General features: G+C 71.9%; 13 protein-coding genes. 9 read left to right on the top strand and 4 right to left on the bottom strand.

All coding sequences use genetic code 11. The annotated features are described in order from the left end of the window. Positions 1–93: 93 nt before the first annotated feature. The 6 genes from ACIBM5_RS18365 (at position 94) to ACIBM5_RS18340 (ending at position 4,706) form a co-directional block, all read left to right on the top strand. Complete coding sequence (locus ACIBM5_RS18365; RefSeq protein ID WP_396007818.1) at positions 94–1,140, top strand: Lrp/AsnC family transcriptional regulator; 1,047 nt, start codon at positions 94–96, stop codon at positions 1,138–1,140. Between the two features lie 86 nt (positions 1,141–1,226). Then, the gene (locus tag ACIBM5_RS18360) at positions 1,227–1,868 is read left to right on the top strand and encodes a transcriptional regulator (RefSeq protein ID WP_396007817.1); all 642 of its coding nucleotides are present in this window, start codon (positions 1,227–1,229) and stop codon (positions 1,866–1,868) included. A 5-nt stretch (positions 1,869–1,873) separates the two neighbouring features. Next, on the top strand, positions 1,874–3,007 hold the full coding sequence (locus ACIBM5_RS18355) for an aminotransferase class I/II-fold pyridoxal phosphate-dependent enzyme (RefSeq protein WP_396007816.1): 1,134 nt from the start codon (positions 1,874–1,876) through the stop codon (positions 3,005–3,007). Beyond that, positions 3,004–3,945, top strand: a complete 942-nt coding sequence (locus ACIBM5_RS18350; protein WP_396007815.1) for an ornithine cyclodeaminase family protein — start codon at positions 3,004–3,006, stop codon at positions 3,943–3,945. The genes ACIBM5_RS18355 and ACIBM5_RS18350 overlap by 4 nt, the downstream gene beginning before the upstream one ends. 228 nt (positions 3,946–4,173) lie before the next feature. After that, positions 4,174–4,434, top strand: a complete 261-nt coding sequence (locus ACIBM5_RS18345) for a hypothetical protein (protein WP_391583174.1) — start codon at positions 4,174–4,176, stop codon at positions 4,432–4,434. Beyond that, the gene (locus tag ACIBM5_RS18340) at positions 4,431–4,706 is read left to right on the top strand and encodes a DUF4873 domain-containing protein (protein ID WP_391583175.1); all 276 of its coding nucleotides are present in this window, start codon (positions 4,431–4,433) and stop codon (positions 4,704–4,706) included. Before ACIBM5_RS18345 ends, ACIBM5_RS18340 begins: the two co-directional genes overlap by 4 nt. A 14-nt stretch (positions 4,707–4,720) precedes the next feature. Here ACIBM5_RS18340 and ACIBM5_RS18335 read toward each other — a convergent pair whose 3' ends face one another. Next, positions 4,721–5,956: an epoxide hydrolase family protein gene (locus ACIBM5_RS18335; protein ID WP_396007814.1), complete on the bottom strand. Its 1,236-nt coding sequence runs from the start codon at positions 5,954–5,956 to the stop codon at positions 4,721–4,723. 484 nt (positions 5,957–6,440) lie between these two features. Here ACIBM5_RS18335 and ACIBM5_RS18330 point away from each other — a divergent pair, with 484 nt between their 5' ends. Then, a complete protein-coding gene (locus ACIBM5_RS18330; protein ID WP_396007813.1) occupies positions 6,441–6,899 on the top strand; it encodes a nitroreductase family deazaflavin-dependent oxidoreductase in 459 nt (152 codons plus the stop codon). Between the two features lie 96 nt (positions 6,900–6,995). On the opposite strand, the gene ACIBM5_RS18325 is transcribed toward ACIBM5_RS18330, so the two are convergent. The 3 genes from ACIBM5_RS18325 to ACIBM5_RS18315 form a co-directional block, all read right to left on the bottom strand. Then, positions 6,996–9,092 (bottom strand): SpoIIE family protein phosphatase, encoded by a 2,097-nt coding sequence (locus ACIBM5_RS18325; RefSeq protein ID WP_396007812.1) that lies wholly within the window; start codon positions 9,090–9,092, stop codon positions 6,996–6,998. 151 nt (positions 9,093–9,243) lie between these two features. Beyond that, on the bottom strand, positions 9,244–10,803 hold the full coding sequence (locus ACIBM5_RS18320; RefSeq protein ID WP_396007811.1) for a flavin-containing monooxygenase: 1,560 nt from the start codon (positions 10,801–10,803) through the stop codon (positions 9,244–9,246). Between the two features lie 30 nt (positions 10,804–10,833). Continuing rightward, on the bottom strand, positions 10,834–11,592 hold the full coding sequence (locus ACIBM5_RS18315) for a hypothetical protein (RefSeq protein ID WP_396007810.1): 759 nt from the start codon (positions 11,590–11,592) through the stop codon (positions 10,834–10,836). 204 nt (positions 11,593–11,796) lie between these two features. Between ACIBM5_RS18315 and ACIBM5_RS18310 the strand changes: the two genes are divergently transcribed. Together ACIBM5_RS18310 and mtnK are read left to right on the top strand one after the other, a co-directional pair. Then, on the top strand, positions 11,797–13,488 hold the full coding sequence (locus tag ACIBM5_RS18310) for a flavin monoamine oxidase family protein (RefSeq protein ID WP_396007809.1): 1,692 nt from the start codon (positions 11,797–11,799) through the stop codon (positions 13,486–13,488). A gap of 111 nt (positions 13,489–13,599) precedes the next feature. Next, entirely contained in the window at positions 13,600–14,904 is a 1,305-nt protein-coding gene (gene mtnK, locus ACIBM5_RS18305; protein ID WP_396007808.1) for an S-methyl-5-thioribose kinase, read from the top strand. The last annotated feature ends 135 nt before the right edge of the window (positions 14,905–15,039 follow it).

Below are 15,039 nucleotides of genomic sequence, written 5' to 3'. Positions count from 1 at the left end.
CCGGGGTCGTCGTATTTCGCGAACCCCTGGAGCATGAAACTTCCGGATAGGATCCCGGGAAATTTGTGGATAAGAGTCACTCGGAGGCTCGTGGTGAAGTATTCCGCCGATCTTGCGCCAACCGCCGAGCTGCCGCCCACCCTTCTGGACGAGACCGACTTGGCACTGGTCAACGCCCTGCAGGCGGCACCGCGCGCATCGTGGACGCTGGTCGGCCAGGCCCTGGGCATGAGCGCCGTCACCGTCGCGCGCCGCTGGGAACGCCTGCGCTCACGCGGCCTGGCGTGGGTGACCGCCTACGGCGGGCCGTTCGTCCTGCAGGTCAACTGCTCGGCGTACGTCGAGGTCGACTGCCATCCCGCGAAGGTGCGCGCGGTCACCGAGCGTCTGCGGCTCGACCCGCGCATCACGGGCATCGAGCATGTGTCCGGCGGGACCGACCTCCTGCTGACCGTGATGGTCGCCGACCTCACCGCGCTGTCCAGACTGGCGATCGAGGTCATCGGCGCACAGGAAGGCGTCACCGCCATCCGCAGCATGATCGCCACCCACCTGTTCACCGAAGGCAGCCGCTGGGACCTGCGCTCGCTCGACCTCCACCAGCGCAGCCTGCTTCGCCCGGGCGACGACACGCCGCCGGCGGGTATCGGGACCGTCGCCCCCGAGGACCGCCCGCTGCTCGTCGCGCTCGGCGCGGACGGCCGCCTCGGTTACGGCGAACTGGCCGAGGTCACGGGCATGAGCGAGTCGACCGTACGCCGCCGGGTGACCCGCATGCTTCGCGAGGGCAGCGTCGTGCCACGCTGCGAAATCGCGCACAGCGTCTCGGGGTTCCCGGTGTTCGTGCACTATCTGGCGAACGTCCCCAGTGCGGATCTGGCCCGCGTGGGCGCGTCGATCGCCGCGGTGGCGGAGGTCCGGATGTGCGCCGCGATCGCGGCACGGCACAGCCTGCTGATCACCGCCTGGGTGCGCTCGATTCCCGACACCCGCCGCCTGGAGGCGCACCTCGCCGAGCGATTCCCCGAACTCACCGTCGAGGACCGGTGGTTGACACTTGCCAATGCCAAGCGCATGGGCCACTTGCTGGATCCCGAGGGCCGCAGCACGGGCTTCGTTCCGATGAATATCTGGGCGTGACGGCGGGCGGACGGCACGGAGGCTGCGGGTCCCGCTTGCACCCCGGGTCTGGACTCCGTATCCAGATTGGACGTACAGTCCAAGTCATGGATGTGGAAGAGAGCCGAGACCCTCGGGTGCGAACCTGGGCACCCGTGTGCCGGGCCGTCGCGCTGCTGCTCGGCCCGTACGCCGAGGTCGTCCTGCACGACCCGGAGACCGACCGGGTCCTGGAGATCTGGAATCCGATGACCTCCCGCCGCGCCGGCGATCCCTCGCTGCTCGGCGAGTTGGACGAGCTGGACCCGGCGACGCGGGACGTGTACGGGCCGTACGAGAAACTGCTCGCGGACGGCCGCCGGCTGTCCTCGGTCAGCGCAATCCTGCGGGACGAGCGGGACCGGGCGTCCGCGGTGCTGTGCATCAATCTCGACCGCACGCCGCTGGAGCGGGCCGCCGCGGTCCTGTCCGCCTTCGGCGCCCCGACCGTAGGGCGTCCCGAGCCCCTGTTCGAGCAGGACTGGTCCGAGCGCATCCGGCACATCGTCGGCAGCCACGTTCGCGAAACGGGTCGCCCCGTCGACCGGATGACCCGCCAGGACCGCCTGGTGGTCCTCGGCCGGCTGGACGAGGCCCGGGTGTTCGCGGTGCGCCGGGCCACCCCGGTCGTCGCCGAGACACTGCGGGTGTCCCGCTCCACCGTCTACGGCCTGCTGGCCGAGCTCCGAGCCCAGAGCACGAAGGACTGACGCACATGACCCGGCTGCCCGACTTCCGCCTGGAAACGTACTTCTCCCGCTGGGAGTTCACCGCCCGCCACCACCTGACCGCCTCCGACGCCCAGACGATGACACTCGGCGAGTTGCTCGCGCTGGCCGACGACGAGGACCGCGACGCCTTCGACAACCTGTCCCTGGGCTACACGGAGACCTTCGGCGACCCGGCCCTGCGCGAGGTGATCGCCCGGACGCACGAGCACGTCGACGCGGACGACGTCATCTGCTTCGCGGGCGCCGAGGAAGCCCTCTACCTGGCGATGAACGTGCTGCTCGACGCGGGTGACCACGCCGTCGTGGTGACCCCGAACTACCAGGCCGCCGAGACCGTGCCGCTGGCGCTGTGCGAGGTCACCGGCGTGGCTCTCGACGCGGACCGGGACTGGGCTCTGGACCTGGACGAGGTGGCGGCGGCCCTCCGGCCGAACACCCGGGTCGTCTCGGTGAACTTCCCCAACAACCCCACCGGCAAGGTCGTCGACGCCGCCGACTTCGCCGCGCTGGTCCGCCTGTGCGACGAGCGCGGCGTCCGCCTGTTCAGCGACGAGGTCTACCGCGGCCTCGAACGCGACCCCGCCCGTACCCTGCCGCAGGCCGCCGACCTGTCCGAGCGGGCACTGTCCTTGAACGTGACCTCGAAGTCCCTGGGGTTGCCCGGGCTGCGGATCGGCTGGATCACCTGCCGCGACCGCGCGCTGCGCTCGCGCCTGGAGCGGGCCAAGCACTACACCACCATCTGCAACTCCGCGCCCGGCGAGGTGCTGGCCCGCATCGCGCTGAAGGCCCGCGAGACGATCCTGGATCGCAACCGGGCCCTGATCGCAGCCAATCTGCCGGCTTTCGAGGCGTTCTTCGCCGAGTTCGCGGACGACTTCGAGTGGCGGGCGCCGGACGGCGGATGCGTCGCCTACCCCCGATACCTGGGCGCGGACGGGGTGGAGGAATTCTGCACCCGCCTGGTGGAGGAGGCCGGCGTCCTGCTGCTGCCCGCGAGCATCTACCGCTCCGAACTCACCGCCACCCCCGCCGACCGGTTCCGCATCGGCATCGGCCGCCGCGCCCCGGAGGAAGGACTGGCCGCCTTCGCCCGGTGGATGCGAGCGCGCCGATGACCCTCCCCGTCTTCGACACGGCCGCCATCGAGAAGGCCGCCACCAGGCAGCTGGTCCTGGACACCGTCCGGGAGGCGCTGATCGCGCACGCCCAGGGCCGCACCAGCGTGCCGCCGCCACTGCACATGGACTTCCCGGAAGCCGACGGGGACTGCCACGTCAAGGCCGGTCGGATCCTCGGCGCCCCCGACTTCACCGTCAAGATCGCGACCGGCTTCTACGGCAACCCCGACCTCGGTCTCCCGTCGAACCACGGTCTGGTCTGCGTGCTCGACGCCCACACCGGACGGGTGCGCGCGCTCCTGGACGACCGCGGACTGCTGACGGCCTGGCGCACCGCCGCCGCGGGCGCGCTGATCACCCACGCCATGGCCCGGGCCGACGCCGGCACACTGGCCGTCTTCGGCACCGGCGAACAGGCCCGCCTCCAGGTCACCTGGCTGGCCGAACTCCGCCCGGTCGGAACGGTGTTGGTGCACGGCCGCAACCCGCACAAGGCCACCGCCCTGTGCGACGAGCTCAACGCGAACGGCCTGCCCGCCCGGCCCGCCTCGGCACGCGAGGCGGCCGCCGCCGACATGATCGTCACCACGACCCCGGCAACCGCACCCGTCCTGGATGCCGCGCACGTACGCGAAGGCGCGCACGTGACCGGCATCGGCACGGACATGCCGCACAAGAACGAGCTGCCGCCGGCGCTCTTTCACCGCGCGGGGCTCATCGCCACCGACGACCACGACCAATGTCTCGACCACGGCGACTTCGGCCACGCGGTCCGCGCCGGGGCCGCCGACCGGGACGCCGACATCGCGGCCGGCCTGTTGCTCGAGGAACCCGTCGACCGTCCGGACGACGCAATCACGATCGCCGACCTCACCGGCGTCGGAGCCCTGGACGCGGCGGTCGCCTCGGCCGTCCTCGCCCGGCTACCGCTCTGAACGCCGAAGCCGTTCGGGTCGGGCCGCGCGGACTCGTGCCCGGCGGGCTGTGCTCGCCGCCGGCGAGGAAGCGGGGAGCGGCGACGCCGAGGACGGCGGCACCCTCGAAGAACGCCGCCCCGGCGCGCCTCGCCGGCCCCGGCCGTCCTCGCCGCCGAGGCGCGCGAGCCGCCCCCGTATCCGGTTCCGGCGCCGGCGAGACCGGGCCGGCCGACGCACACTCGGAGGATGGAGATCATGTCGGCACACGGCCACGTCACGGTCCCCGGTCTGGGGGACGTCGAGGTCACGGCCGATCTGTTCGACTGGCCCATCGACGGCGACACCCTCCCCCGCACCTGGAGCGCCATCATCGACGGCGGGCCCGTCCTGGAGACCGGCACCGAGGGTGTTCTGCACCTCGACACCGAGCCCACCGCGCTCGGGCATCGATTCGTCGTCGTCGCGAGCGGGGAGCACGTCACCCGGATCAGCGGACACCGGACATGACCGGGGCCTCCCGCGCCCGGGACCACTACGACGGGCCCGCGATCGTCGCCGCCGACGGCACGAGCATCCCCGTCGAGGCCCACCTGCGCCTGGAGACCGCCGGAAGCTGGCACGGACGCGTGTGGACCGACGATCCCACCGTCGACATGAACCGCGTCGCCTCCGCCACGACCCGCCTCCTGCGCGTCGGCCAACGCGCCGCCTCATTCACCGTCGACCGCATCCTGGACCACCACGCCCACATCACCGGCACCGGCATCGCACCGTTTTGACCACGCGGGCTCGTTCAGGGCCTGCGGCCGTGGAAGGTGCGGCGCAGGTCGCTCACCCAGGCGTCGGGGTTCTCCCAGGGGATGAAGTGGCCGCCGTGGTCGTGGGCGTTGACGTTGACATGGTTGAACCAATCGGCTTGCGGGCCGGTCTCGAATGCCCGGACGCGCTCGTCGGCGGTGTGGATGCCGGGCGGGTTCTCGTACGTGACGAAGGTGAGCCCGACCGGGGCCTGCACGACCGGGGTACGGTCGTGGGCGGGGGTCCAGGGGTAACGGTTGGCGTTGGCGTAGTAACGCATCGAGGTGGCGATGGAGTTGTTCACCCAGTAGATCGTGGCGTGGGTGAGCAGGTCGTCCCTGGTGAAGACGGACTCGACGTCGCCGCCGTTGTCGCTCCAGGCGTTCCACCGCTCCAGCAGCCAGGCGAGCAGTCCGGCGGGGGAATCGCTCAGCCCGTGGGCCAGGGTCGCGCCGTCGAGCATGTGCACGGCGAGGTGGGGCGCCCAGCGGTGGTCCAGCTCGACGATGCGGGCGCGGACGTCGGCGGGCTGGTCGTCGGTGAGCGGCCGGTTCCGGGCGAAGTCCCAGGCGCGGTGGCCGGTGAAGAAGTCCAGCGGCAGCCCGGAGCCGATGTGGATGCCGTACAGCTCGTCGGCGTACTTGTGGCCGAGCTGGCTGGAGACGATCCCGCCGATGTCGCAGCCCCCGGCGGCGTACTTGCGGTATCCCAGGGTCTCGGTCATCAGGGTGTGCCAGAGGTCGGCGACCTTCCAGAAGTTGACGTCCGCGAAGCCGGTGAGCGGGCCGGGGAAACCGAAGCCGGGCAGGGACGGCACGATGACGTCGAACGCGTCGGCGGGGTCACCGCCGAACGCGGCCGGGTCGGCGAGCGGGTCGATCACCTTCGACCAGTGCCAGAACGTCCACGGCCAGCCGTGGGTGAGGATCAACGGGATCGGACGAGGGCCGCAGCCGGGCTTGCGCATGAAGTGCACCGGGACACCGGCGACGTCCGCCCGGTAGTGCTCGTGGGCGTTGATGGCGGCCTCGGCCTTGCGCCAGTCGTAGCCGTGCCGCCAGTAGGCGACCAGCTCACGGAGGTAGCTGTCCGGGACGCCGTAGGACCAGTCCTCGTTCCCCTCGTCCAGCGGCGGACGGGTCGAGGCGAGACGGGCGCGCAGGTCGTCGAGGACCTTGTCGGACACGTGGATCGGGGCGGGCTCCAGGGGGAAGCCGTGCGTCGTGGTCATGGCGTGGTTCCTTACCGGGTAGCGAAGGCGGTGTCGTCGCTTCTCTGGGGTTGTGGGCTGGTGGGGTGGTGGGCCGGTTCGAGGAGCGCGGGCACCGACGCGGCGAGTGCCTGCCGGTGCTGCGGGTGGAGCCGGCCGGCCAGGGCAACCGGGCGATTGATGCGCTCCCTTCGCCGCGATCTCGACCACCTTGGCATCGACGCCGACACTCGACGGCTTCGGTCCGAAGATTCTCGAAAAATATCGGCGGAGGATGTCGAGAACGGCCGGCCGGCTCCGTTCCCAGGGCAGGACGCGGCCACGGTGGCCGCACCCGCATCGAGGAGGCCGGCATGGCGATCGAACGGCCGGCCCACGTCCGGCGTCGCCGCCGACGACGACCTCGAGGCGATCGCGCTCGGGTCTCCCCGACCCCCTCGCCTCGACACCACCCCGGACCACCGCGCACACCCCACACGTCACACACCCGGAAGGAACCGCCGACATGGCCGTCGCCGAAGACCTCGACCGCGCCACCGACTCGCAGTGGGACTGGGTCGCCGAGCAGACCCGCGCCTACCTGGCCTCGGGCGGCACCGAGGGACACGAGAACAACGGCGTGCACGTGCTCGTGCTCGCCACGACCGGACGCAGGACCGGCCTGCCGCGCCGCAACTGCCTGATCTACGGCAGGTCGGGCGAGGACTTCGTCGTCGTCGCCTCCAAGGGCGGTGCCGACGAAAACCCGGCATGGTTCGGGAATCTCCTCGCCGACCCGAGCGTCGGGGTACAGGCCGGCACCCACCGATTCACCGCCCGAGCCCGGGTCGCGTCCCCGGCCGAGCGCGAGCACCTGTGGACCCGGATGGCGCAGATCTTCCCCCTCTACGACGACTATGCGCGAAAGACCGACCGCACGATCCCGATCGTCCTGCTCACCCCTCGGTCCGAACCGCAGGCATGACGCCTCCGGCACCTGCGCACCCCCGACCCGAACGGCGGCATCGGCGACTTCGGCCCGCCCCCTCGGTATCCGTGGCCGTCGCGCCGATCCCTCGTGTCACGGGGTGTGCGGGCCGGTGGTCGTGGAGGTGGCTTCGGCGATGAGAAGGGCGACGTCGTCGTGGTCGTCGGGGTGTCGCAGGGAGTGCAGGAGCCAGTTGCAGGTGTCTTCCAGTGGCTTGCGGGGTCCGTCCAGGGTGTGCAGCAGTGTGTTCAGGCGGTCGTCGATGGAGTGGTGGCGGGTTTCGACGAGGCCGTCGGTGTAGAGGACGAGCCGGTCGCCCGGATGCAGGTCGAAGGCGGTGGTGTGGAAGGTGACGCCGCCGACGCCCAGGGGCACCCCGGTGGGCAGGTCGAGCAGTTCGGGTGTGTGTCCGGTCGCGGCGAGGACGGGCGGCAGGTGTCCGGCGTTCGCTATGCGGCAGCGGTGGTCGTGAGGGTCGAAGACCACGTAGATGCAGGTCGCGATGTAGTGCTCGAGTCCCTGCGTGATCTTGTCGAGGTGGCGCAGGATCTCGTCGGGGGCGAGGTCGAGGTCGGCGAAGGCGCATGTGGCGGTGCGCAGCCGGCCCATCGTGGCGGCGGCGTCGATGCCGTTGCCCATGACGTCGCCGACCACCAGGGCGGTCTTGTCGCCGGTCAGGGGGATGATGTCGTACCAGTCGCCGCCGACTTCGCTGGTTGCCTGCGCGGGTTGGTAGCGGGAGGCGACGTCCAGGCCGGTGAGCCGGGGCGGGCGGCCCGGCAGGAGGCTGCGTTGCAGGGTCTCGGCGGCGTTGCGGACGCTCTGGTGCCAGCGGGCGTTGTCGATGGCCACGGCGGCGCGGGCCGCCAGTTCCCCGGCCAGGAGCACGTCGTCCTCGTCGAACGGCAACGGGTTGCGCGCGCGCAGCAGGTCGAAGGCGCCGAGGACCTCGTTGTGGGCGATCAGGGGCACGGCCAGGTAGGAGTGCACGCCGGCGAGGGCGAACGCGGTCGCGCCGTCGGCGTCGGGGGCGATCCGCCGCAGGTCCTCGGCGCCGACGTGGGCGAGGACGACGGGTTGCCCGGTGTGGACGCACCGGGTGATCAGCCGGTCCGCGCCGTAGGCGGCGAGGTCCCCGGCCTTGACGGCGGCGGTGGCGGGCGTGGGGTACGCGGCCGCCACGGCGAGCGCCCGAAACAGCTCCGGGCCCCGATCGGGCGAGGCGGTGGTGCGGCGGAAGGCCAGGACGGCGTCGAGCAGGTCGACCGCGGCCACGTCGGCCAGGCCGGGCACGGCGACGTCGGCCAGTTCCTGGGCGGTCCGGTCCACCTCCAACGTGGTGCCGACCCGGACGGAGGCATCGGCGATCACCGCCAGCCGGCGCCGGGCCCGGTCCGCCTCGGTCGTCGCCCGGTGGCGTTCGCTGACGTCGACGACCGAGACGGCCACACCGATCACCCGACCCCTGGCACCTTCGAGTCGGTAGTAGGACACCGACCACGCGTGATCGTGCTCCGGATCCGCCGCGGTACGGCCGACGATGTGCTGGTCGATCAAAGGCGTGCCCGTGAGCCGTACCTGGAGCAGCGCGGACTCGACGGTGTCGATGTCGAGCCCGGGCAGGATGTCGCCGGGACGGCGGCCGATGTGGTCCGCCGCCGCGATGCCGTTGATGCGTTCCAGGGCCGGGTTGACCAGCAGGTAGCGCAGGTCGTTGTCCAGCAGGGCGATGCCGATGGGAGCCTGCGACACCAGCCGCTCGGTCAGCGCGAGATCGGTCTCCACCCGCCGCAACATCGTCTGATCGGCGGCGATACCCAGCGCGTAGACGTCACCGACATCGTCCAGCAGCCGCATGTTGCGGAACTCGACCAGGCGCGTACTGCCGTCCTTGTGCCGGATGGGGAACGCGCCGGCCCAACTCGCGCCGGTGCTCATCACCTCGGCGAACAGCTTGACCACCAGGTCCGCGTGCTCCTTGTGGACCAGCACGTGGGCCGCGTACCGCCCCAGGGCCTCCTGGGCCGTATAGCCGAACACCTCCCCGGCCTGCGGGCTCCAGAACACGATCCTGCCCTCGCCGTCCAACACGATCGCGGCCACGTTGAGCAGGTCGAGCAATCCACCCGGCGGCGACGGCACCGCCCGGTCCCGTCCCTCGTCCCCCCGGGGCGGCTCGTGTGCGTCCATCCTCGAAGCTCCCTACTTCCACGGAACCCTCTCGGTCCACGCGCCGGTCGGGCACCTGCCTTCCATGCTGCGCCTCGAACCCGCGCCCCACGATCGGGGCCGCGATCACCGAGAGGAACGCGGGGGGCATCGACACCCGACCGGCCGCGCGTCACACCGGCGCGCGACTCGGCCCGGTGTCGGTCGGTCGCCCTGGGCGGATCGGCGTGCGTTTGCTCCCGGCCCCGCGTTCCCGGCGAAGCGCGCGGAGGTGGTCCGCCACGTCGACGCGCACCGAGTCCTCGGCCGCCGTGCCGTGGCGGCGGGTCACGGCGAGGTGTGCGGCGATCTCGGCGGCCATCTCCCCCGCGGCGGGCAGCACGGCCGTGCCGTCGACGAGGTCGGCGATCCACTCGGCCTGGGCCTCGAACAGCCGGGTCAGCGCCCGAACCGGCCGGATCACGCCCCGGACCAGGCCGGCGAAGTACAGGCCGGCGTAGGACGGCGACACCACACGGTGGTAGAGCGCCACCTGCCCCGCGTCCGAGAACAGCGCGTCACGCGGCACGAACGGGAGCGACATCCGATAGCCCGTGCAGTACACCACCGCGTCGACGCGCACGTGCGTGCCGTCCGCGAAGTGCGCGGTGTCGGCGGTGAATCTCTCGATCATGGGCTTCACCACGATCGCGCCGTGGCTCAGGCGCGGCAGCAGGTCCTCCGAGATCGTCAGGGGCCCGGCGAAGACGCGATGGTCCGGCTCGGGAAGGCCGTACGCGGCGAGCGGCCCCCGGACGATCCGCAGCGTCAGGTCGGCCAGGCCCTGCTGGACGCGCAGCGGCAACCGCGTCCACCACGCGCTCCCGGCGATCTCGTCGACCGGCACACCCATGATCGTCTTCGGCGCGACATGGATCCCGCGCCGCATCGCCAGGATCGTCAGCGCCGCCGTGTGGGACAGGTTCACCGCGATGTCGCACGCGGAGTTCCCGGCGCCCAACACCACCACGCGTCGGCCGGCGAACCTGCCCGCGTCCGCGTAGTCCACGGCATGCACGGTCTCGCCGGAGAACGTCTCGCTGCCGGCGATCCCCGGCTCGGGCAGCCGGGGCGTCCAGTGGTTCCCGGCCGCCACCACGAGGTGGCGAAACCGTCGACACGCAACGACGCCGAGATGGTTCCGGCTGATCACCTCCCACGCGTTCCCCTCCCTCGCACGCTCCCCGCGCGTGCTCCCCTCCCGCCCGTCGCGGCGACCGCCGGCCGGAACCCGCACCGGGCCGGGGGCGGCGCCCGTGCGCGAGCCGCCCGCACAGGGTCGAACGGCGAGGACCTCGGTCCGCAATTCGATGTTGCGCCGGAAATCGTGGGCCCGCGCGAAGTCGTCCAAGTACGCGGCCACCTCGGTGTGTCGCGGGAATCGCGGAAACGACCTCGGCATCGGGAATCCGGCGAAGCCGGTGGCGTCCCGCGACGTGTTCAGGTGCAGCGACCGGTATCCGGGCGTCGGCCCGGCCCGCTCCCCCGCCGGAACGTGCCACACACCACCCACCCCCTCACCCCGATCGACGAGGGTGAACGGGATACCGCGCCCACGCAGCGCCCGGCCGACGGCCAGGCCGCTGAACCCGGCCCCGATCACACACACGTCGCCGATGTCGGAACCTGACCCCGCGCCGACGTCCTCCCCGCCCGCCGCGTCCTCCCCGCCCCCGGCAGCGCCCCTGTGCACGGCGTCGCTTCTTCCGCGTCGCCGCGCGGATCAGGAGCGCGCCCCGGGCGTCGCCGCCCCCTGGCGGTGGCCGTTCGCACTCCGCCGGCCGTCGGCCGCGTCGCCGTCCTCGTGTGCCGAGTCGTCGAGCACGGCGGAGAGTTCGCTGAACTTCTCCCCCAGCGGCCGGATCACGTTCTTCTCCACCTCGTAGTAGCTGGTGAGTTCCGCCAGCGGTACCCGGCGCAGATACCAGCGGCCGGTGAGGTTGCAACCGACCTCGGGATGGGGATCGAAACGGCCGGTCAGCCACCCCTCGGCCTCGCCGTCGAGGGTGTGTTCCAGGCGGAAGTGGTTGAACAGATTCTGCGCGGTCGTACGCACACACTCCCCCAAATCCTGCGGCCTGGGGTCGGCGACGCCGAACCAACACTCAGGGCTTTCCGCGTCCTGGACATAGGCGTCGTTGAAGCCCAGCCAGGGCCACACGAATGCGATCAAGCGGGCCCGTGCGGTGCCGAGTTCGTCGACCGGCCCGCCCTCGGGCACCCGATCCGCGTCGACGTAGAACCGCCCCAGCCAACTCGGCAGCCACAGGTAGTAGGGGTACGAGCTGTCGTCGGACAACAGGTAGCTGTTGGCATTGGAGAACAGTTCGTTTCCGGCCACCGGGCGCAGCCGCACCCCGTATTCGGGCAGCGCGAACCGCACGTTGAGGACTTCGAAGAACGACCGAATGTCCTGGAAGTATCCCGACAAGTGCCCATAGGCTGCGGTAGTTTCGGCGAGGACGTCCTTGCGAAAGATCATCGATTCCCCTCGGCCACGCAGGGCCCCCGCTTTCCGGGGGACGGCAGAATTTACTCAGTGTGCTGATCCGATTACCCGAATACAAGACATTCGCCGAAGGTCGTATTCATCCGTCCAAGGTCGTATTCATCCGCCTATCCCACCGAGAGAACGCCCGGTCGCGGCCCCGCGATCGTGGACCGACGCACAAGGAGGCGACGACACATGCTCGATGCGGCCGTGGTCGGAGCCGGCGTGGGTGGCTGTTACGCGGCCTATCGCCTCGGCCGGGACCGGCCCGGCGCCGCTGCCGGCAGGGTGGCGCTCTTCGAGCGCACGCACCGGATCGGTGGCCGAGTGTGGTCGGTGCGGATGTCCCGATCCCCGGACCTGTACGCGGAGTTGGGCGCCATGCGGCTGCATCGCGGCCTCACCGAGGTATTGGATCTCCTCGAACATCTGGGCCTGACCCCGGACTTGGCCCCGTTCGCGTTCGGCCGACCGGAGAACCCGGTGCACGTGCGCGGGGTTCGGCTGCGCGGACGCGACCTCGCCGACGGCACCGCCGTGCCCTACCGCCTCGGTGATCACCGGCGCGGCCGGGGGCCCGACGACCTGCTCCTGGACGCGGCCGAAGCCGTGCTTCCCGGCTTCGGCGCACTGCGGCGGGACCACCACGAGGCCCGCCGGCGGGGCGCCTTCGACGAGGCCGCGCGGACCGCCGCACTGTTCGCGACCCTGCGCGACCGGGGTGCCCTCGGGTCGTCCCCGTTGCGGCAGCTCGCCTGGGCCGACGTCCTGCTGACGGTGCTCGGCCCGGAGGCGACGGCCCTCGTCCACGACGCAGGCGGCTACGACATCGGGTCCGGCTCGGACTCCGGGCCGGGGACCCGCTCCGACGTCGCCGCCGGCTCCGGCTCCGGCTTCCGCTCCGGCTCCGGCTCCGGCCGGCAGAACGCGGCCGAGCACCTCGACGTCGTCTTCCGCACCCCGCCCGCCGCCGAATACCTGACCCTGCGCAGCGGCATGCAGGGCCTCCCGCGCACCCTGCACACCCGCTTCACGGCCGCCGGCGGACACACCCACCTCGGGCACCGCCTCCTGCGCGTGGACCGCGCGCCCGACCGGGATCGGCGCACGCGCACCGCCGGGCCGCGCTACCGGCTGACCTTCGCCCTCGACGACGATCGGGGCCGCGCCACGGGCGTCCACGTCCGGGTCCACGCACGCGCCGTGATCCTCGCCCTCCCTCAGGGCCCGCTACGTGAACTCGACGCAACCGCACTGCCGTTCACTCCCACGGTGCTCCGCGACCTGGACGCGGTCGAATCGGTACCCGCGCACAAACTCTTCCTCCTGTATCCGAACGCGTGGTGGCGACGGCTGGGCATCACCGCCGGCCGAGGCACCACGGACGGCCCGCTGCGGCAGGTCTGGTACGGCGGGACCTGCCCCCGGCCCGACGACGGCGACACCGACGGCCCCGCGCTGCTCCTCGCCGCCTACCCCAACGGACACTCCGCGCGCGCCTGGTGCGCGGCGGACCCGGAGCCCGGCCGGCCGGCCCGCGACACCGACCCCACGGGCGCCGACGCGGCCGTGGTCGAACGCGCCCACCGACTGCTGGGCGACATGCACGGCCTATCCGACCTGCCCACCCCGCTGGCCGCCTGTCGGCAGGACTGGAACCGGCCACCGCACGGCGGAGCCTGGCACGTGTGGCGCCCGGGACACGACTCCCGGATCGTCGGGCCACGCATGCGCCGGCCCGTCCCCGGGGAGGCGATCCACATCGTCGGTGACTGCTGGACGACCGATCCGGGGTCGATCGAAGGCACGATCGACTGTGCCGAGACCGTACTGCGCGAGCACTTCGGCCTGACCCCGCCGCCGTGGCGCCGGCCGCCCGAAACGTAGCCGCGGCACGCCGACCACCCGGGTGTCGTGCCGAACTCCCGCCGCCTCGGTCCCGCTACCGCCCCCGGATTCCCTCGCCGTCCCGAACCACCCGCGCCACGGAGGAACTTCGTGCCCACTCCCGATCGCCCCGACCACCGCATCCTCGACGAGCGCTCGATCACCCGGTACGTGGCGACCGTGCCCGAACTGGCCGCCCGGCTCGGAGGCGGGCCCGCCGCCTGGGACGTGCGCGAGATCGGCGACGGCAACGTCAACTACGTCTTCGCCGTGCGTGGTCCCGCCGGCGCGCTGTGCGTCAAGCAGGCGCCGCCGTACGTCCGCGCGGTCGGCGAGTCCTGGCCGCTGTCCCCCACCCGGTCCGGCTTCGAATTCCGGGCCCTCCGCGAACACGCCCGGTGCGCACCGGCGTACCTGCCCGCGCCGCTGCACTACGCGCCCGAACTGCACCTGCTGGCAGTCGAGTTCCTCGAGGACCACTGCGTCGTGCGCCACCTGCTCAATGCGGGCGGCAGCCGCGCCGGCTTCGGCGCCGACATGGGCGACTACCTCGCCCGCACCCTGTTCGGCACCTCCGATCTGGCCCTGCCCGCCGCCGACAAGCGGCGCCTCGTCGGCGAGTTCGAGGCGAACATCGAGATGTGCCGCATCATGGAGGAGATGATCTTCACCGAGATCTACCGGCCCTTCCACCGCAACCGGTGGACGAGTCCCGAACTCGACCCGGACGTGCGCCGGCTCCGCTCCGACACGGCGCTCGTGATCGCCGCCGCGCGGCTGAAGAACCGCTACCTCACCCGCCGGGAAGCGCTTTTGCACGGCGATCTGCACACCGGATCGATCATGGTCGGCCCGGGCAGCACCCGCGTCATCGACCAGGAGTTCGCCTGCTTCGGCCCGATGGGCTTCGACATCGGCAGCCTGCTCGCGCACCTGCTCGTCAACTACCTCGCCCAGGACGGACGGCACGCCGGCGGCCACGCCGGAGCGGGCACCGAGGAGACGCCACAACAACGCCGGCTCCTGGAGACGGTCGCGGAACTCTGGCACACCTTCGTCCGACGCTTCCTCGAACTGTGGCGCACATCCGCGCACGGCGACGCGTATCCGGCGACCCTCTTCCCGGCCTGCGCCGACGACGAGGACGACGTGCTGTACGCGGAACGGTCCGCCTACCTCGACCGGGTCTTCCGGGACACCGTGGGCTTCTGCGGCGCCGAGACGATCCGTCGCGTCGTCGGGTTCGCCCGTCCGGTCGACTTCACCGACATCGAGGACGCCGGGCGCCGCGCCGACGCGGAGCGCAGGGCCCTGCGCCTGGGTCGTGCGCTGCTCGTGGACACCGCCGCCCACACCTGCGTCGAGGACATCGTCAAAACCACCCGACGCATCCGCGACGAGACGCAACCCGCCTGAGGGCAGGGGGTCGCACCCACGCCCGGCCGCCCCCGCCCCGCCGGGCGGAAGGAGCCGGGCACGGCGATATGTGCGCGGCTTACCTGCCGGTGCGCCGAGCACGCACCGAAGGCAGGGTCACCCTTGCCCCGGCGG

The organism is Embleya sp. NPDC050493 (assembly GCF_044458105.1).
Taxonomy (GTDB): domain Bacteria; phylum Actinomycetota; class Actinomycetes; order Streptomycetales; family Streptomycetaceae; genus Embleya.
The sequence above is the reverse complement of the archived record's forward strand: the minus strand, read 5'-3'. Positions and strand labels throughout refer to the sequence as shown.